The 19,109-nt window shown below is 60.3% G+C and carries 13 protein-coding genes and 4 pseudogenes; 8 read left to right on the top strand and 9 right to left on the bottom strand.

What is annotated here, in order from left to right:
* Positions 1-59 precede the first annotated feature (59 nt).
* From IVA87_RS13310 to IVA87_RS13325, 4 genes and pseudogenes are all read right to left on the bottom strand, one after another.
* Positions 60-1,037: an IS110 family transposase gene (locus tag IVA87_RS13310; RefSeq protein ID WP_247333808.1), complete on the bottom strand. Its 978-nt coding sequence runs from the start codon at positions 1,035-1,037 to the stop codon at positions 60-62.
* A 131-nt stretch (positions 1,038-1,168) separates the two neighbouring features.
* Positions 1,169-1,909, bottom strand: coding sequence for a hypothetical protein (locus tag IVA87_RS13315; RefSeq protein ID WP_247333809.1), 741 nt, complete (start codon positions 1,907-1,909; stop codon positions 1,169-1,171).
* A pseudogene (gene istB, locus IVA87_RS13320) lies at positions 1,845-2,615 on the bottom strand (IS21-like element helper ATPase IstB). Before istB ends, IVA87_RS13315 begins: the two are co-directional and overlap by 65 nt.
* A 1,112-nt stretch (positions 2,616-3,727) precedes the next feature.
* A complete protein-coding gene (locus IVA87_RS13325; protein WP_247278627.1) occupies positions 3,728-3,901 on the bottom strand; it encodes a hypothetical protein in 174 nt (57 codons plus the stop codon).
* Positions 3,902-4,530: 629 nt separating this feature from the next.
* Between IVA87_RS13325 and IVA87_RS13330 the strand changes: the two are divergent.
* From IVA87_RS13330 to IVA87_RS13340, 3 genes and pseudogenes are all read left to right on the top strand, one after another.
* Positions 4,531-5,560 (top strand): annotated as a pseudogene (locus IVA87_RS13330) (IS110 family transposase).
* Positions 5,561-6,238: 678 nt separating this feature from the next.
* Positions 6,239-7,498 (top strand): TAXI family TRAP transporter solute-binding subunit, encoded by a 1,260-nt coding sequence (locus IVA87_RS13335; RefSeq protein ID WP_247333811.1) that lies wholly within the window; start codon positions 6,239-6,241, stop codon positions 7,496-7,498.
* A gap of 55 nt (positions 7,499-7,553) precedes the next feature.
* Positions 7,554-8,117 carry a hypothetical protein gene (locus IVA87_RS13340; protein WP_247333814.1) on the top strand — a complete coding sequence of 188 codons (564 nt, stop codon included), beginning with the start codon at positions 7,554-7,556 and terminating at the stop codon, positions 8,115-8,117.
* A 355-nt stretch (positions 8,118-8,472) separates the two neighbouring features.
* Here the strand turns inward: IVA87_RS13340 and IVA87_RS35355 are convergent.
* From IVA87_RS35355 to IVA87_RS13360, 4 genes and pseudogenes are all read right to left on the bottom strand, one after another.
* Positions 8,473-8,610: pseudogene (locus IVA87_RS35355) on the bottom strand (SOS response-associated peptidase); the annotation flags it as partial.
* 30 nt (positions 8,611-8,640) lie between these two features.
* Positions 8,641-9,067: pseudogene (locus IVA87_RS13350) on the bottom strand (hypothetical protein).
* Positions 9,068-9,375: 308 nt separating this feature from the next.
* The gene (locus IVA87_RS13355) at positions 9,376-11,088 is read right to left on the bottom strand and encodes a recombinase family protein (protein WP_247333816.1); all 1,713 of its coding nucleotides are present in this window, start codon (positions 11,086-11,088) and stop codon (positions 9,376-9,378) included.
* 177 nt (positions 11,089-11,265) lie between these two features.
* Entirely contained in the window at positions 11,266-11,508 is a 243-nt protein-coding gene (locus tag IVA87_RS13360) for a hypothetical protein (protein WP_247333817.1), read from the bottom strand.
* Between the two features lie 1,178 nt (positions 11,509-12,686).
* Here IVA87_RS13360 and IVA87_RS13365 point away from each other — a divergent pair.
* The 5 genes from IVA87_RS13365 to IVA87_RS13385 all read left to right on the top strand — a co-directional run bounded on the left by IVA87_RS13365 (position 12,687) and on the right by IVA87_RS13385 (position 17,065).
* Positions 12,687-14,258, top strand: coding sequence for a porin (locus IVA87_RS13365; RefSeq protein WP_247306981.1), 1,572 nt, complete (start codon positions 12,687-12,689; stop codon positions 14,256-14,258).
* A gap of 59 nt (positions 14,259-14,317) precedes the next feature.
* Positions 14,318-14,692, top strand: a complete 375-nt coding sequence (locus IVA87_RS13370; RefSeq protein ID WP_247333818.1) for a hypothetical protein — start codon at positions 14,318-14,320, stop codon at positions 14,690-14,692.
* A gap of 114 nt (positions 14,693-14,806) precedes the next feature.
* Positions 14,807-14,968 carry a DUF2934 domain-containing protein gene (locus IVA87_RS13375; protein WP_247333819.1) on the top strand — a complete coding sequence of 54 codons (162 nt, stop codon included), beginning with the start codon at positions 14,807-14,809 and terminating at the stop codon, positions 14,966-14,968.
* A gap of 314 nt (positions 14,969-15,282) precedes the next feature.
* Complete coding sequence (locus IVA87_RS35360) at positions 15,283-15,570, top strand: DUF2934 domain-containing protein (protein WP_247333820.1); 288 nt, start codon at positions 15,283-15,285, stop codon at positions 15,568-15,570.
* 637 nt (positions 15,571-16,207) lie between these two features.
* Positions 16,208-17,065: an SDR family oxidoreductase gene (locus IVA87_RS13385; RefSeq protein WP_247307058.1), complete on the top strand. Its 858-nt coding sequence runs from the start codon at positions 16,208-16,210 to the stop codon at positions 17,063-17,065.
* A gap of 231 nt (positions 17,066-17,296) precedes the next feature.
* On the opposite strand, the gene IVA87_RS13390 is transcribed toward IVA87_RS13385, so the two are convergent.
* Complete coding sequence (locus IVA87_RS13390) at positions 17,297-19,084, bottom strand: peptide ABC transporter substrate-binding protein (RefSeq protein WP_247333821.1); 1,788 nt, start codon at positions 19,082-19,084, stop codon at positions 17,297-17,299.
* Between the last annotated feature and the right edge of the window lie 25 nt (positions 19,085-19,109).

Below are 19,109 nucleotides of genomic sequence, written 5' to 3' on the forward strand. Positions count from 1 at the left end.
TCCATGACTCGATGGAAGCCACTGTGGACCCTTATCCCGGGGTCCCGATTGGATGCCGATCACCCCGAAAACGGGGTCCTTATTCCATGCCGAAACACATTTGCCTTCTTCATGCCAATCCGCTTGGCGAGCTTCATGCCCGAGGCGTTGAGGGAAGACCACTTTTGGGTTCGATAAAGAAGAACAGTGGCGGCCTCGAACAAGTAAGTTCGGAGAAGCCGGTCGCCCCATCGAGATATCTTTCCGTTGGTGTCAGTTTCGCCGGATTGGCTGCGTCGCGGCATAAGGCCGAGGTAGGCGCCGACTGTCGAAGCCGATCGGAAGCGCGAGGGGTCATCGATCGTGTGGCGGAACGTTAGGGCCGTCACGACGCCGACACCTGGGACCGTCATCAGGCGACGCGTCGTCTCGTCCAGTTTTGCCAACCGGCGGACCTCGTTGTCGAACTTACCCTGTTGTTGACAGACGTTCTCATGGATCGAGAGCAGCGGCGATATCACGCTGAGAAGTAAATGATCAACGCCCAAGAGTTCGCTGACCTGGTCGCCGAACTGTTGGCCGATCGCGCGAGGGAATAGTAGTCCACATTCCTTGATCAAGCTGCGGACCTGGTTCTCGATGTCTCGGCGCATGGACACGAGCCGAGATCTGGCGACGAAGATCGCTCGGATCTTCTGGCTTTCCTCGCTTTTGACTTTGACCTCTCGATACCATCCAACCCGCACCAGTTCGGCAAGGCCTCGTGCATCATTTTGATCGCTCTTGTTCATACGGACCGACAAAGCTGCGTGCGCATGCCGAGCGTCGATGCAGACCGCCGGAAGCTCACCCCTGCGGAGTTCATGCCATAACCAACTCGCCATCGCCCCGGTCTCAAAGCCGACACACTCGGCATGAGGCGCATGTTTGCGAAGCAGGTCAGTCAAGGCTCCAGGATTAGACTTCGCTTTTCCTTCGAAGATTACTTGACCAGTCTCGTTGACAATGCACACAGCGGTTTCTCTTCGGGAGACGTCCAGCCCGACGTACTGCTTCATGGGAGCTCCTTCGAATCATTTGATTGCGAGGGCTCGACGATAACGGAGCTTGCCCGCCACGAGCGCTGACCGCAATTACGTCATCGTTTGGAAATTTGGCCGCTCGTATTGCCGCATCCGCGAGTGTTAGCCTAATGGCACCATTGCCAATGACGGTCGGATATCGATTGATCGGCCGCGCCAGATGGTTTTCCCAGCTTGCTCGACGAGAGGGGCTGTGGGCGGGTCGGCCCTACATAGCCCGAGCCGTCCGCAACCCCGGGCAATGGGGCAGCGGTCATGGCGTCGCCGAGCGGGCCTTGGGCGACCAACCGTTCGGCAGCCGTCCGTCTGAGCACCCTCAGCAGACGTTGCACAATCGAATGCTGTCTCTTTCCGAACTCCTCGGGGTATTTCTCGCTCAGCCGGCCGACAATTGCGAGAGCCGTGAGCTGCGGCTGCTCTGCGAGCCAGGCTTCGATCGCAGCAAGATGCGGGTCGAGCTTGGATGGCATGCGAACTCTGGTCTTATAGGGCCGACGAGTTCGCCAGTGCGTTCCATGCGGCTCGCCGACCGTTACCGTCTTGCCGAGCGGCTTCGCGAACGTCGCCGCGGTCGCTGGCAGGGCGCTAGTGTGAGCGGGTTGCAGGCCGCGCGCCTGTCCGGCACGATGATCGACGCGATTGCTTAGCTCCTCTTGGGTTGCGCGAATCTCCGCCAACAGTGCGACCAGATCAAGCGAGCGATACTGATCGCGGAGCCGTTTCTTCACGGCCGCGGTCACCTTGGGATGCGCCAATGCACGGTCGTTCACTTTAGCCCCTTCGCTACGCTTCTCCTTCAGCTTGAACGACGGCTGGAAGAAGTTGACATAGAGCCCGTGCGGCCGCATAGAGGCGGCCCATCATACGCGCCGTCTCGACGCCATCGAACCGGCCATAGAGCATGAGGCGGCGGACGACCGCACCATTCTTCTGCTCGACGCTCTTGAACCGCCAGCTATCGTTGCCGGTCTCGACAATGTCGCAGTGATAGGCTCAATCGGTCGAGCAGCGCGGTGGTCATCTTGGAATCGCCGAACACACTCGGCCATTCGCCGAAGGCGAGATTGGTGGTCACGATGACGGAGGCGCGCTCATAGAGCCGGCTGACGAGTTGGAAGAGAAGCTCCCCGGACTGAGAGGAGGGCAAATAACCGAGTTCATCCAGCACGATGAAGTCGATCCGGGCCAGATGCTCGGCGAGCCGTCCTTGCCTTCCGTTGTGGGTCTCGCTCTCAACGCGATTGACGAGATCGACGACGTTGTAGAAGCGGCCTCGGGCACCAGATCGGATGCAGCTTCTGGCGATGGCGATGGCGAGGTGGGTTTTACCGGTGCCGGTGCCGCCGACCAGAACGACGTTGCGCTGCCGTGCGATGAAGCCGCCGCCGGCGAGATCATTGACGAGCGTCTGGTTGATCGGCGTGCCGTCGAACGGAAGTCGGCGATGTCCTTGGCGAGCTGGTCTTTGATCGACCTGGCTTGCTTCTCGTTGATCTCGGCGTGGAGCAGGTCGCCGACAATGCGCTGGGGTTCGTGCTGGCGCTTGACAGCGATTGGCTAGGTGGCCGGACGGGATCATTCAAGCGTGGCGAGATCGGCCCGGATCTGTTCCGAGCCGCCTTTCGTGGCGGCCGGTCCTTCGGACAGTACGTCTATGTCCGGCGGGTGGTCGCTGCCGTCCAGAGTGCGTGGCGTCAGCACGAAGACCCCGACGCCAACGCCGGAACCTGGGCGCTGCTCGGAGCCGCATTGCGCGCACTCCGAGCGGCCGGCGTAGTAAAAATGTGTTCGCCAACGCGCAGCGTTGACGGCCGGATTTGCCGAAGTCCGTGTCTGTTTTCGAGGGGTAAAGCGGGACACACACACACACACACACACACACACACGAACTGTCGGCGCCTGCCCCAAACGGACTCGACGCCCGACCCAAGCCGATAGCAGCTTTTGGGCCCGATGCGGACCTCTCAGCGCTTTCTTTAAGATTGGCGCGCTTCAATATAAAGGAGGTTGATCTATCTTTGGCATGCAACTGGCAATTGTCGTTCAGGTGTCGACCGTCCGACTGAACAGGGGCACTGCATGTTTGGACGTGTGATTGGGATCGCTCTGCTTGCAGGATTAGCTGCGGTCTCGCAGTCACTTCAAGTCAGGGCCGAGAGCTTCGTTTAGTCAGCATTTTGTAGACGATGGCTGCAGCAGCGCGACGTCACCCCATTGGCGCCGATGCTGCTGAAATTGGATGGCTTCTGACGGAACAGGCTCGACCGTACGGCGCAAGCCTGGCGCGGAGCAGCCGCTTCGGCGCAAGCCCCTGGGCGCAATCGGCTCACGGATGGACACGGCGGCGAGGTCGTCAGCGAGGCGGCCTGTCAACTCCGCCGGTCAGCGCCTCCCCTCTGCTGCCGGAAACCGCAGGCGAGCCGCTTGCGAACATATCATCATAGGAGAACGGGATCCGTCGTTCCTGGCGCGTCCACGTCAGCACCGCCGCCTCCAATTGCGGGCGGACTTGCACTGCAAGGAACCTCGCTATCGACGGCTCGGGTCTGGCGCAGCTCGGCTGCCGAAACGCGATTCTGCCGTCATGGTGCGACCTATATTGTGGACGCCGGGGCCGTGCCTCCTCGCAGGACGCACGGCTACCCTCGCGATCAAAACTACGGTGTTTACTTGGCGTTCGCGCCGGGGCGGTCGTGCGGATTCCCTGCGAAGACGTCTACCTTGTGGTCACCCTCATTCTTGCCGCTTCCCTGGGCCGGCGGTGCGCCACCGTGGACAAAATCCAACTCGGTTTCGGCGATCTCTCTCAAATCGTCCATCTTTTTCAACGGAGTATCCATGACATTCTCCTTGGATCTGTATTGGACGAATTCTTGATCGGCGTTCGATCCCGCCGACTACTGGAGTCCCGGGGGCAGGTCTTTATTTTGGCCCGGAGGGGCATTACCATTCCCTGAAGTAGTGGTCATCTGCGATGCACCGTGGGGCTGCCCGCCCGGGTTCGCAGTTGTTAATTTTCCACCACAGACCTGCTCTAGTTCTTTCTCACTGAGTTCTCTCAGCGTCCGTCTGTCTTGCATGACGTTCTCCTTGCTTTGCTTGGAAGCGAACTGCTCTCGCGCGTTTGCCCCCGCAATACTCTCGCCAGAAACAGGCGCCTGCAATTCAGCGTTGGCTTTATGTCCTTCGATTTACGTCGTTCGGTAATCGGGACTCTAGCCCCACCAACGTGCGTTATAGCCTGCACTCGGGATGGGAACGCCGCAATCCGAACGCGCGCGCTCGCGCCATGAAACAAGAGGAGAAGTCGGGCAATCAGGCCACAGATTTAACAGCCGTAAGTAAGTAGCCAAGTCGCATTCCTTGATTATGACGTCCGCTTTTGATGCTGTGGACGGCTCCTCCACGGGCACGAGAGTGCCAAGGATCGGGCGCCGTTTGAGGCTCCCACGATTCGGAGGAGCAGCCTATGCAGTCAATTTCGACGATCGGTCTGGATATCTCGAAGTCCGTCTTCAAGTGCATGGCGTCGATGCAGCCGGCCAGGTGGTGATCCGGCGCCAACTCAAGCGCCGTCTCATGCTGTCGTTTTTTGAGATGTTGGCCGCCATGCCTGGTGGGGATCGAGGCTTGCGCGTCATCCCACTATTGGTCCCGCGACTGCAGGCGTTGGGGCATACCGTGCGGTTGATGCCTCCGGCGTACGTGAAGCGCTACGTCAAGCGGCAGAAGAACGACACCACGGACGCAGAGGCGATTTGCAGGCGGTCACGAGACCCAACATGCGGTTCGTGCCGACCAACACGGTCGAGCAACAGAGCTGTCTGATGCTGCATCGCGCGCGCCATCTCTTTATCCGCCAGCAGACTGCCGTGATCAATTCAATCCGGGCCTATCTTGCCGAGTTCGGGATTGTCGCCCCGGTCGGTCGCCGAGGTGTCGAGCAACTGCTGGAAGTCGTCGCCGATACAGCTGACCGCCGGCTCCCGGAGGTGGCCCGCGCGTGTCTTGAGGCTCTCGGCAGTCAGTTGCGGGCACTGAAGGCCAAACTCCTGGAGTTCGACAGACGCATCATCGCCTGGCACAGATCAAGCGCGACGAGCAAACGGCTGGACGCGATTCCTGGTGTCGGTCCGGCGCTGGCAACGGCGCTGGTCGCGAGCGTTGCTGATGCCAAGGCCTTCCGATCAGGTCGGGACTTCTCGGCCTGGGTTGGACTCGTGCTGAAGCAGAACTCGAGCGGAGGCAAGGACAAGCTTGGCAGTATCAGCAAGCAGGGCGATCGCTATTTGCGCAGCCTGTTCACGGCAGGCGCACTCGCCGTGATACGCTATGCCAACATCCATGGAACGGGGCATCGACCCTGGCTCTCCGCATTGCTGGCGCGGCGAGCAACCAAGGTCGCCGCCATCGCGCTCGCCAACAAACTCGCCAGGATAGCCTGGGCGATAATGGCGAGGAACGAACGCTACAAGGAACCCGCCGCTCTCATGGCGTAAAACGAGATCACGCCGGACATGCCGGTGTGACTTAACGGTTGGAAGGGCGAACAGCACTTAATGCAGCACCGGTCGATCCGGCGATCAGGACAACCCACACGGGCCACGGCATCGTTGAATGCGTGCTTTTGATCGGGACCTGATCCGCGGAGGGCAGTATGGCCAGCGGTCACGTGAACCGCGCAAACAGGCCGAACACATGGCCGCACCGACCAACGCCGCAAAGTGAAGATTCTCCTTGCCAACCCGGAGCCGTCCACAATGGCGCCGGAGGCGAAGATCGCGATGGGAATCAGCGAGTCAGCTATTCCTCAAACCCCAGATCGTCGTCGGCTCAATCCAATATGACTTCCGCGCTTGAGAAAGAGCTTGAGCGTGGGGAACGAGGCGCATCACACAAGGTACGTGCCGGCCATGACACGGAAGGTCGGGCAAATACCTCGAAAGAGGTATTATTCGGCTGATGAGCCCACGTTAGAGTGTCGGACCACGTATGGGCGTCCAAATTTTGACCTTGCCTGATCGAGGGTGGAATCACACAGGCGCGAGCGCAGATCGAGGCAACGATAAGCGTCATGAAATATCGGGGAGGCGCGACGTGCAGGCCCGATTGGTCTAAGGCAGCTTGGCCGATCTAAAGGCACATGCGACGCGACAGGGCTAGGCGGAGACCGTACGATGAAAATAGGATCAAGAGGCATCTTCATTGCCATTGTCGAGGACCGCCAGAAAGCTTGTAGATCGCATCACAAGCTTCTGCCTGTGCGAATGGCGATCGTTGTTTTCTTGCTATTGGCCTGCGTGTTTCATCAGGCTATGCCATCGATCGCGCGAACGAGTGAGCCTGAAGCTGAACCACAGATACAGCCCTATCCAATGCAGGCCATGCCTCGCCTGGCACAAGCCAAGCGCTCCCCTAACTCAAATACGGTTGGGATCGTGACGGGTCGCCCAAACGCGACTGACTTTGCAATCGCTCATGAGATCTCGACGGTTCTCGCGACCGGACAGGAGACTGGTCCGAGAGGGGAGGTCGCACTGCGGATTCTGCCGATGGTCGGCAAGGGCGGCATTCAGAACGTTCGTGACGTGCTAACCCTACCGGGCGCCGACATGGGCATTACGCCCACAATTCTGCTCGAGCGCCTGCGCGCCAGCAAGGAGTTGGGTGATATCTCGAAGAGCTTGGTCTACATCGCCCCCCTCTTCCACGAAGAACTCCACATCCTTGCGCGCCCAGAGATCCGCACTGTTGCTGACCTCGCTGGAACACGCGTCAACCTTGGGGAGGAGGATGGCGGTACGGAAGTCTTGGCGCGGGACATCCTCGGTCGACTGGGCGTGAAAGTGACAGAAATTAATGTTGATCAGAATGCAGCTGCGGAAGGCATGCGGAGCGGCGACATTGCGGCCACCTTGTTCATCACGGGCAAACCCGCCCGTTGGCTCGAACGATACGGGCGCGAGGACGGCTTCCATCTCGTTCCGGTGCCATACACTTCATCCTTGGAAGAGGATTATCTGCCGGGGACTTTCACCCACCAGGATTATCCGAACCTGATCGCTTCTGACGGGCGCATCGAGACGCTTGCGGTTGGTTCGGTCCTCATTGCTTCCAACTCGCCTCGGACAAGCGAGCGATACCAACGCTTGGAGACGTTCGTTTACGCGTTCTTCTCGCGCATTTCGGAGTTTGAGGGTCCAGCGCGGCACCCGAAATGGAAACAGATCAATCTTGCGGCGGTGTGGCCCGGGTGGAGCCGCTTCGCTCCCGCGGAACGCTGGCTGAAGCAGCACCCCTTGGCAACACCCGATGCCGACTCGCGGGCGGAGTTTGAGCGGTATTTGGATCAGTCGGGCATTGTTCCTTCCGCCACCGAGCGCGAACGCTTGTTTCAGGGTTTCCTGCGCTGGTGGCGGGAGCGGAGAGGCCGCTGACCGATCTCATATCCGTACAGGGTGGCCTTCGAGCAGCAATGGTAGGGGCATAACAATGATGAAGTGTGTATGTGCCATAGGCTTTCTGGCCCTGGCCATCCTCGCCGTGCCTCTGGCGGCGAACGCGCAGACAGCACGCAAAACCGAGACGCTCACGCCCAGTCCGCCGAATCGATTGGCGGTGCACATAAGCGACCGTGCTTTCGACCTTAGGGGCAGATTGAGCAGCACGATCTACATGCACAGGCGCAAGCCTAAACGAGTGGCGGTGCACATCAGCGACAGACGGAAGAGCGAGCGCATAGGATATAAGCAGGTGAGCTCGCTCGTAGATTTTCCGCCCTTCTTCCCCGGTATCGGCGCGCTTTACGTTCAGCCCAACACGCTCCCGAACGGACCATACCGTGCTTTCGACCGCAACGGCAGATTGAGCAGCACGATCTACATGCTCCCTATCGAGGACCTTGAGAATCGAAAACGATTCGATCTTGAAGGCCTCGCCGGAAAGGGGGACCACGTAACCGCCTACTTCAATTCCGGTCATCCTGGACTCGATAAGCCCCATTATCACATCCACATTTGGCACGTGAGCAAGAAGGGGGAAGAGCAGGTTAAATAGCGAGTAGCAGGATCTTAGGCATTGCCAGGATCGTGTGTGTCCGCAGACATTTGGTGAAGCAACTTCGGACTCCGCAGACGCCGAGATGGTGCAGGCGAAGTGTTGGACAAAAACATCCTGCCGCAGATTCCCGTCAAGCGCCTCGCGAACCGGAGGAGATCGCGCGCAGGGGTTTTCCTCGCCACCGACGAGGCTGGTTTCATCATCATGTGGCGCCCTCTCGTGGCTCCTGAGTTGAGGATTCTCGCGGACCAATGCTGATGTCGGGCATCGCCTTTGGCGCAAGGACCGGTCGGTCACTGCAGCGCTGTGGCACGCGATGCCCGCGCCCGACTTGCTTCACATCGACGACGCGCCCGGTCCGGACGATGGGTGCCTTGTAGTCCGGGAATACGCCTAGCATCGGCGCTAAATTACCGCCATGTTGATTGATCACGCGAAACAGCGCGCTGATGGCGGCTTGGTTGGTTGTGATCGAATATAGATTGCAGATGGTTCCACCTAACCCGATTTGCAACTCGACCTAACGTTCTTCAGTTGGATGCACGCACTTGTAAGGCGTGATTTGACGCGCCTCGATCAACTTGATCATGCGCGCGGGCGGCGCGTATCGCGGTGTGCGGCACGATCGGCACTTCAGCGAAGCTTCCAGCTTCGAGAGCGGCGTATCTTTAGGCCGGCGGATGGCGTCGAGAGGCAGGCTCGCGCGCGTCTTTGCAGCGGACGCACTCGACCTCCAGCCAACCAAGGCCGCCGTTGAGGCACTGACCGACCGTTGGGGAGGGCTGGGCAGGTCCGCCGTAGCCCTCCATGCGCACAGACCAGGCTGCGGCCTCCGCACGATCTGCCTCACGTTCGGCCTCCTGGGCACGCTTGCGGGCACCCTGCGCATGGATCTTCGCGCCCATGATCCGGCCGCCCCAGTTGACTTCGCGCGACTTGGTGCCCATGCGACATAGATTCCGGCGAACGGGCTGGGAGGCAAGCCGCTAGGCCTAGCGGCGTCGCCTGGCATGACGCCAAAAGGTTGGTCAACGACCAAAGAGCCGGCCTGAGAATATTTTTGAAATACCGAAATTTTCGGTTGATCCGTCGGGCAAAACAGTGGTTCATAAGGCGCTGGTTCAGTAACGAGGGTCAGCGCATATGGCCGATGAAATCGAGACAACTTCCGAGCTGTCAAAGATTGCAAAGCTCAATGGAGACTTCAGGAGGAACTATGGCACACTACTAGGGGCATTCCTGTACTTGCGGTCGATCAGTGCTGCGCGCAGTCGCTCCGCGTTTTGGGCCGCGTTCGCGTCCGTGGTCTCTTCTGCTGGCTTAGCGTTGTTGTGGAAGCACGGTTTTGAATGGCTGACCGGCGGCTGACCTCGCGTTCATGCAACTCAAAGCCGCACTGAGGTCCATCCAGCCGCTGATGCAGGGCGCTGATGACAGTCGCAAATGTGGGGCACCTACTTTGACCAAAGACCCGCGTCGAAATTCGCACGCGTCCGTCTCTTGTCTTGGGCAGATTAGCTGTGGGGAGCAGGAAGAAATCCTGGATCCGCTCATTGGCGGCATCAAGTCTAACGATCAGGACGAGATCAGATTTCTTGTACTTGAGCCTTAGTACCTCCCATCGAGGAGTAGGTCCGGAATATTGTTCTCCGTCAGATACCGCCCGCGCCAAGGTGACCGATACAGTCACATTGCTGCTTATAGTCAGCAGGCGGAGCTCTTGAAGAAAAGTGATGCTGCGCCGGCGTTTTTCCACCTCGCCGATGATGTCGCGGGCGATGGAGGCGATCAGTCGGTCCACCTTTGCCGCGGTCTCGCGAAAGCAATAGCGGGGATTGGGTTCGAAGCCGACCAGCCTGAATGCCTCCGCCAGCGATCCGAAACGTTGAGCGTAGGTCTTATTGTGGGGGATACTCTTTGTGGTCATCATCAATTTCAGCGACAAGCGGCGCTTCCGGCGGAACAGGGTGCGTAGGCGCTCGAGCATCTGTGCGTTGGACAGGACGCGTCCATGCTCGACCTGCGCAAGTCGACGCTGCGCCTTAGCGAAGAGACGTGGCGCAATGAGAGGCTTGAAGGCATTGTCCCCGCGAACCCACATCTCAGGCGGGTTGGCCACCTGCTTTTCGCCGAGCTTCTGAGAGCGACGGTTATAAACCAGATGCCCGGCATAGGCCTCGTTCTTGAGGGTGTTGCTGATGGTCAGCGAGGTCCACGGCTTGCCGCGTGCGTTGGGAATGCTGTTCGCATTCAAGTCGATCGCGATCTGCGTTCGGCTCTTTTTCCGGTCGACGAACGCCTTGAAGATGCGGCGCACGACCTTCTGCTCCGGCGCGGGACCAGGCACTAGCACGGTGCGCTGAGCTTTTAGGCTCTTGTGTTCCCCGTACTCCAGGACCCCTTTAGGCTTACCATGCTCGTCAAGCAGCATGCGGCGCAACCCATAGCCGGCCGGACCGCCGCGCCAGTAGCCGAGGCTTACGACCTGACACTGTCCGAGGAAGACTTTCTTTGACAGCTGCTTGCTGTAGTCGGCAGCCGCGACCCGCTTGATGTTCTTGAGAACAATGGAGGCCAAGCTCCCGTCGTTCTCGAACTCATCGGCGCAGTAGTGGACACGGACGCCCGCGCGTTTGCAAATAAACTCATAATAGGCGCTTTCATCCACGTCCTGAAACCGTCCCCATCGTGTGATGTCATACACCAGCACGCAATCGTAGTCGGCGCGGCCAAGCTGGACGTCCCGAATAAGATCCTGGAGCCCGGCGCGTCCCTGGATGCGAAGCCCACTGCGGCCGGCATCGGCATAAGTGCGGACAATTTTGATGTGCCGCCGCGCGGCGTGCGCGGCTATCGCCGCCATTTGGTTCTCGATCGAGTATTTCTGGGCATCCGTTGACATGCGGACGTATTGCGCGGCTTTCAATCCACGCAAAGCGGCATCGGCGGGAGGTGCTGTTGTCTGCATGGAACCGGCCCCGCTTGACTTTGAAAGGCAAGACTGGCCTGGAGAGGTGCACCGTCCGTTTCCGGCACCGGTCCGAGTTGAGACGAATACGATCAGTCTTTACGTGCTGGTGGGCCTCGAACTCGATAGGGAAGCACACCAGGGCAGGCGGAGGTTGGCAAGTATTCCTGGTGCCACTCACAAATGCTTTCCGGCCCGCTGCGTGATGAGCATTTTTATAGGTTCGGCCTTGCTTACAACGATGTGCAAGGCAATCAGCGTCGCGCCTACTGGGAACGTTGCCCGATGGGAGCGCACAAAGTCGATCCGGGCCATCAGCAGCATTCCGGCGATGATGATCAAGGGATCAGTGAATACGAAGTACTCAACCTTTAGACAGCGACGAGCGCCGAGTGCATCAATTGTGAGTGCAGCAAACATCAAAAGGCTGGCCTGACAAGCAAGCTGCCTGTGGCCCCGGCGCCACGCGTAGATGACACCCGGCACAATGAGCCACGTCAGGAAGACTATGGGGCGCGGGGAGGTAAAGAATCGGCGGCCTTTTGGCGGACTACCAAGTCCCGACGGCCCGAGTTAGGCTGCTCGCCGGTAAGAAAACAGGACCTCCGAAATAGTGGGTTTAGCGATGTAGCGGACCCCCGCTACCAAATCCAGCGTACACATTTGATTTCCCAAGACTTGGTCGATCGACATTTCGACGCGAGGGATGTCTCATTGATAGATCCGGAACGGTCGCTCATCAATGTCAAGCTAGCGCAAAACGAGCGCTCAGATCCGGGTCGCACACGCCCGGCTTGTCGCTGCGAGGCACTACATCTGGCAAATGGGGATCGTGGGAGCTTGCTGATCCTTTGGTGTTGGCAGACGGTGCGTGGCGATCCAGCGGTCTAAGCAATATCAGCGATCTCGCCAGCGCATCCTGGCGCAAACTGTGCCGAAACATCGGCGTAGCCCTCTTCGACCTGCCTTGAGGCAACTGAGCGAGCCGCATCTCGATCCGCTCAGCACCTTCATCGTGCGACCGAGCTGAGGGACGCAGCGGTTCCCCCAAAGGGGGCGCCGTTCCCGAGCGGATGGCCTGTTCGAGCGAGAATCGGGGCGACGCAATGCATGAACAACGGACGAGAATCTCCGTAATACCCACGTCGTTTGAAGCGAAGTCCTGTGCACAGATGCCGATGCACCGCCTCAATCGACCCGTCGTGGCGTCATGACAGCCCCTTGGAGCTTCCGCGTAAACGTGCTCTGCCAAAGCCAGAATTCACACTCAAAATCAAAGCGTTGCTCCGATACCATCGCCTCACGGCCGCGTGATATTTGTGCAACATCGGCGCGAAAACGATCCACTTGAGGGCAAAACGGTGACGTCTTTCGTTGATTGATCAAGGCTCTTAGGCTCTTATCCAACCCGCGACGGAGGGGGGCATCCCGAGGTCGTCCCGTTCTAGGTGGTTCGCTTAAGTCCCTCGCGTTCAGCGGGTGTGTCCGAAGGCGCGAAGCGACTAAGCGGTGAGTTAAGGGACAAGGGAACCAACCTTAGGGTGTCGTCACCCAGCGGATCCGGAACCTTCCCTATAGAGCAAACTTGGAGGTTTAACATGAAGTTGGTTAAGAGCCTTTTGCTCGGTTCAGCGGCGGGTCTGATCGCCGTTGGCGGAGCGCAGGCAGCCGATCTCCCCGTGAAGGCCAAAGCGGTCGAATACGTGAAGATCTGCTCCCTGTATGGTGCCGGATTCTACTACATTCCGGGCACTGACACCTGCATCAAGCTGGGTGGTTACCTGCGCGCTGAAGTCGCGCTGAACACCAACTCGGTCTATAATGGTCAGTTCAGCTCGAACAACGGTTCGCGCAACCGTCTGACGAACTACTACACGATGCGCGCTCGTGAAGATCTGAACATCGACACGCGCACCGCGACCGAGTACGGCGTTGTCCGCACCTTCTTCGATGGCGTCTTCTCGTGGACGACGGGTAACTATGCTGGCAGCGGCAGTGCGACCGGCGCGACCGTCTACAGCAGCACGCTGGGCCTCAACACCTCTGGTGCGACCCCGGCGCTGGTTGGTTCGACGATCAACCCGACCGACGGCGGTACCTCGGGCGGTTCGCTCGGCGTGTACTACGCCTTCATCCAGTTCGCCGGCTTCACCATGGGTAAGGCCGTGTCGCAGTTCGACGCGCCCTGGACCAACTATCCCGGCAACAACTATGACGGTCTCGTCGGCGGCAGCGGCACGGTCACTGGTGTCAACCAGTTCACCTACACCGCTGACTTCGGTCAGGGCGTGACGGCATCGTTCTCGGCGGAAGATAGGGCGGCCTACTATGATGCCGGCAACCTCAACATGACCGGCGCGACGGCGGGCGGCATCATTGGTGGCGCGTATGGCACCAACGCCATCGGCGGTACGCGTTCGCCGAACCTCGTCGGTATGGTGCGTGTCGACCAGGCCTGGGGTCTCTTCCAGGCGTCGGTGGCCGCGCATGACAACCACGTTGCCTATTACGGCGCGACCGAGCCAACTGGCCACCCCGACGACAAATGGGGTTGGGCGGTTCAGCTCGCTCTGTCGATCAAGAACATCCCGACCGGTGCGGGTGACGTGATCAACATTTCGGGCGTCTACACCGACGGCGCGACCCGCTACAACTTCCAGAATCTGGCGGGCAGCAGCTACTCGATGTTCGGCAGCTCGGGCATCGCCTACCAGAGCATCGGCTTTGCCAGTGCTCCGGACACCGTGTTCGTCACTGGTAGCCAGCAGGAGACCGTTAAGACCTGGGGCTTCCGCGGCGCTTACACTCACAACTGGGATCCCTACTGGAACACCGCAATCTACGGTGCTTACGCTCAGGCGCAGTTCGGCTCGCTTGCCAAGACCGCGATCTGCGGCGTTGGTGGCGCTGGCGGCGTGTTCGGTGGCCTCGCGGGTGTGACCGGTTGTAACCCCGACTTCGCCATCGGCCAGGTCGGTGTGATCACCCGGTGGACTCCGGTCAAGAACCTGACGTTCTCGGCTGACCTCACCTGGACCCACCTCGACCAGAAGTATTCTGGCGTGGTTGGCCTTACCCCCTCCGGTACGACCGCAAAGCCGACCGCGTTCTACGAGCTGAAGGATCAGGACACCGTTACCCTGCTCCTCCGCGCTCAGCGCAACTGGTAAGTTCGGTCTAACGACCTGACAGAGAGCCCCGGCGGGAAACCGCCGGGGCTTTTTTTGGTTTGCTTGCCGCGGAGCTTGCCTGCAATCAGGCGCCGGAGGTGCTTGTTGGCCTCGGGACGTCCGACATTGAGCCGGCTGATGCAACAACGCGCAAAGTCCGGAAGGCTCAGGAGAGCAATGATGTCCTTGTCCTCGCATGCGTCGCGGCCAAGGCTTGGGGCATATTCCCGAAAGATGCACCCGAATTTGGGTCGCGCCCGCGTAATGCTGACCGCAATTCAGGCAAGTTTCTCGAATTACTGCTGATTTTCCGGTTTTGGGATGGCGCGGCGGATCCCGCTGCCGCGACCAATGACCTTCAAAGCGCATCGATCTCCGGCAGCGGCCGCATCGCGCAGCGAAGCTCGCGCGAGGAAAGGAACTCTTGCGCATGATCGCGGCTTGAATCCGCGGACCAGCGTCGCCGCCGATTGCTGGTCTGCACGGCCCCGCCTCCAAGCCCCCATACCCCCCAAGGATGGGGCCGTGCTTCACAGCAGGAGATGCCCATGCCTGAGCCGACCGAGCAGGACATCAGAGAGCGCGCGCACCGACTGTGGGAGCAAGCTGGCAAGCCCGAAGGCCGTGAGGACGAGTTTTGGCAGGCTGCCGAGCAGGAGCTGCGCAACGAGGATAAGTCGAACACCACGCGGACGCCGGATACGCTGTGACCCGCAAGAAATGCCCATTCTGCTTCGGTCTGGGATGGGTCTGCTCAAACCATCCGCTCCGGGCCTGGAGTGACAAGCTGGGCGGCTGCCGGTGCGGTGAGGGGATGCCGTGCACCTGCAACACGGCCGAAGATCCCGAGATAAGAGTGGTGATCGTGGAAGCGGACACGACGTGGCACTAAAACAGCGACAGGTCCCCTCAGCTCGAAGTGCTGATTTTGGCTGCGTCTGAGGCTGCGCGGAACGGAGCTTTCAAAAATGAATTGAGGCTCTGAGCAGCACGGGCTGCGCCGCAGACCGATTCGCAGGGCGTGGTGGCCACCGTGGACGAGCAGCAAAAGATCGAGCACCAGATTGAGCTCGCAACGCGAGCCGCGGCGCTCGCCAAAGACGAAACCACTGTCGGGCGATTCCGGAGCTTTGCCGACGAGCTGACGCAAAAGCTCCTCCGCATGATGCGGCGCGGCAAGGTGCGGGCACGCGCCTACGAGCTCTGGGAGCAGGCCGGCCGTCCGGCCAACCGCGAACTGGACTTCTGGCTCGAAGCGGAGCGGCAGATCGAAGAAGAACGCGAACACAGGAAGGGCTCGGGACCGTCATAGCGACGATCGGTGCTGGCGCTGGATACCGACATTGGCAGCAAGGCGCTTGGCTCCGGCCGCTCGTCTCCTTGCGATAGAAAAAAGCCGCCGGGTTCTTCACCCTGGCGGCTTCAGAAGTCCGCAGCTGTTGATCGCCTCCCAGCTCGTGCGTACCGCCGTTACCTTGTTTGCGGCCATGCCTGGTCTTTGTAGGCGGACGCGGGTGATTCTGCTGTGACTTGAAGCACACAGTGGAAGGATGATGTCGGGTTTCGCGAAGATGCGCGAGAGCTCGGGGCAGGTCGGATGGGTAGAGCCCAGCAAAATCCATCACGCCTCGTATCCAATACAAGTCGGCAACGACGATCGTGAAGCCGAATTGCGGGTGGGACTGCTTCTCTGCCGCCCATCGGACAAAACCCCCGCCCGCCCGTTAACCCCCTTCCCACATAGATACTTCGCTTTATTGAAATTCGGGATCGATGTGTCGCCCGCCCTGGGCCCTCTTGGCTTTGAGAGGGTGGAGCGACGAAGTAAAGCTCGCAAAAGGCACTGCGAGACCGAAAAAACGTGCCTGCGAACCGGAGACGAGACCTCAAGCGGCGAGGAACGCTTCAGACCGCTCTCCGTTAGCGGAGCAAACTCCCGGAGCCGTCGCATGACCGATTATCCAAAGCCGCCATTTCCCGCGCAGCAGCAACCCATGCCTGGTTCGACCCGAGCGATGAATCCCAGGCCGGATCACGGCGAGGAGAGTTACAGGGGCGCCGGTCGTCTGGCTGGAAAGAAGGCGATCATCACCGGGGGCGACAGCGGCATCGGCCGCGCGGTCGCGATCGCCTATGCGAGGGAAGGTGCCGACATCGTCATCTCCTATTTGAACGAGGACGAGGATGCCGCCGAGGTCAAGGCGCTGGTGGAGCGGGAGGGACGCAAAGCCGTTCTGATACCCGGTGACATCCGCAATCCCGAGCATTGTCGTACGATCGTTCGGCGGACCATCGAGGAACTCGGCGGCCTGGACATCCTCGTCAACAATGCCGCTCATCAGGCCACGTTCAAGGACATCGCCGACATCAGCGACGAGGAATGGCAGCGGACCTTCGAGACCAACATCCACGCGATGTTCTATCTGACCAAGGCCGCGGTCCCGCATATGCGCCCGGGCGCCGCGATCGTGAACACGGCCTCGGTGAACTCCGACATGCCGAACCCCAGCCTGCTCGCCTATGCCACCACCAAGGGAGCCATCCAGAATTTCACCGGCGGACTTGCCCAGATGCTGGCGGAGAAGGGCATTCGGGTCAACGCCGTCGCCCCGGGTCCGATCTGGACGCCGCTCATTCCCTCGACGATGCCGGAGGATAGGGTCAAGAACTTCGGCAAGCAGGTTCCAATGCAGCGCGCCGGCCAGCCGGCCGAGCTCGCCACCGCCTATGTCATGCTCGCCGATCCGCTCTCGAGCTACACATCAGGGGCGACCCTGGCCGTCACGGGCGGCAAGCCGTTTATCTGACCGGCGACGTCAATCATCGCAATGACGACGTTGAGAGAGCATGGCTGCGCTCCTCTCGTGCCCCGGACGCAGCCACTTCAGCGATGCGCGGCAGAGCCTGGGCCCATCTTGCCGCATCGTACTGTCCGTCTTCTCGGCCGCGGCTCTGCGCTACAATGCTCAAAGCGTTGCAGCTTGTTCGGGACACGTGAGTGAGCGCCGACGATGTTGCTTGCGCTCACCCGGGCCCCGTCAGCTGCGATACCACGCCCCCAGATTCCACGTTATGGTGTCCCACCCCGAGATGTCGACCATGAGGTTGTTGACGCCGGCGTTGACGATGTTGCGCGAGAGCAGCGGCAGGAACACGTTGGCTTCACAGAAGATCTCGTCGACCTTGATCAGCAGCGCGGCGCGCTTGACCGGATCGAGCTCGTTCTGCGCGGCCTTATAGGCCTTGTCGGCCTCGGGATCGGAATAGCGCGAGTTGTTGCGGCCGAGCCATTTGTTGTCCTTGCTGGCGATCTCCCAGGAGACGCACTGGTTCAAGAACCGCTCCGGATCGGGCTGCGGCTGCGTCGTGTTGTACATCTCCATGTCGGCATAGAATTTCGAGTAGGTGTCGGGGTTGCCGACGTCGGAGGAAAAGAACACCGATGCGGTGACCGATTTGAGCTCGATCTCGATTCCGGCCTTCTGGCAGGCCTGCTTGATGATGGCCTGGGTCTTCTGGCGCGGGGCGTTGGTCGAGGTCTGGAAGACGTATTTGAGCTTCTTGCCGTCCTTCTCGCGGATGCCGTCCGCGCCCTTCTTCCAGCCGGCCTCGTCCAAGATCTTGTTCGCCTTGTCGATGTCGAACTCGTATTTGAGCTTGCTGGACTTGAACTGCGGAGGCTGGTTGACGAAGCTCGCGGTCGCGATGCCGCCGCGACCGTAGATGAATTTCTGGATCGACTCGCGGTCGATCAGCAAGTTGATCGCGCGGCGCACGGCCGGATCGGACAGCGTCGGGTGCTTGGTCTTGACGCTGGAGCGCTCGCCGTCGACCTCGGTCCACGGGTCGGTCGTGTTGAGGATGATGAACTCGACATTGCCGGACACGGTGACGTCGACCCTGCCTTTTCCGCTCGCCTCCATGCGCTTGAGCACCTCCTCCTCCACCTGCATGTTCCAGGCATAGTCGTATTCGCCGGTCTGCAGCACCGCGCGTGCCGCGGACACCGCGTCGCCACCGCCCTTGACCTCGAGCGTGTCGAAATGCGGCTGGTTCTTGACGTGATAGTCGGGATTGCGTTCGGCGCGGATCATGTCGCCCGGCTTGAACTCCACGAACTTGTAGGGCCCTGTGCCGACCGGCCTCAGATTGCCGGGCGCTTCGCGCGACTTGGCGCCGGCATAGTCGCCGAAATGATGCTTTGGCAGGATCTGACCGACTGAGCCGACGAACGGGTCGGCCCAGAACGGCGTCGGCGCCTTGAAGGTCACCTTGACTGCGTGGTCGTCGATCTTCTCGACCTTGATGTCCTTGTAGGAGCCCGTGGTGTAGGCGGCGGTTGCGAGATCCGCGGCGTACTGCCAGGTAAAGACGACGTCGTCAGCGGTGAAAGGCTTGCCGTCATGCCATTTGACGCCCTGCTTGAGCTTCCACATCACGCTCATGCCATCCGCTGCGAGGCCGCCGTTCGCCTTGGTTGGAACCTCGGCGGCAAGGCAGGGGATGAGATTGCCGTCCTTGTCCCAGCCGGCGAGCGGCTCAAAGAAGACGCGCGAGGCGATCTGGTCCTTGGTGCCGCTCGCGAAATGCGGATTGAGCAAAGTGGGAGCCTGCCAGAGCAGGAGTTTGAGCGGGCCGCCGCCGCCCGCCTTGGTCGGCTTGTACGGCAGCGTGGCATCCGCCATCGCCACATCGTGCCAGACCAGGATCTGGCTCGCGATCGGCGCTGTGATTCCGATCGTGGCTACCCTTTGGATGAACGAGCGTCGCGACAGCGTGCCTTGCTTCACCTCCGCGATCAGATTGCGGATTTCATTCTCGTTCATCAGATGCTCCCCACTCGTCCCAAGA

The sequence above is a fragment of the Bradyrhizobium sp. 147 genome, assembly GCF_023073935.1.
GTDB lineage: Bacteria > Pseudomonadota > Alphaproteobacteria > Rhizobiales > Xanthobacteraceae > Bradyrhizobium.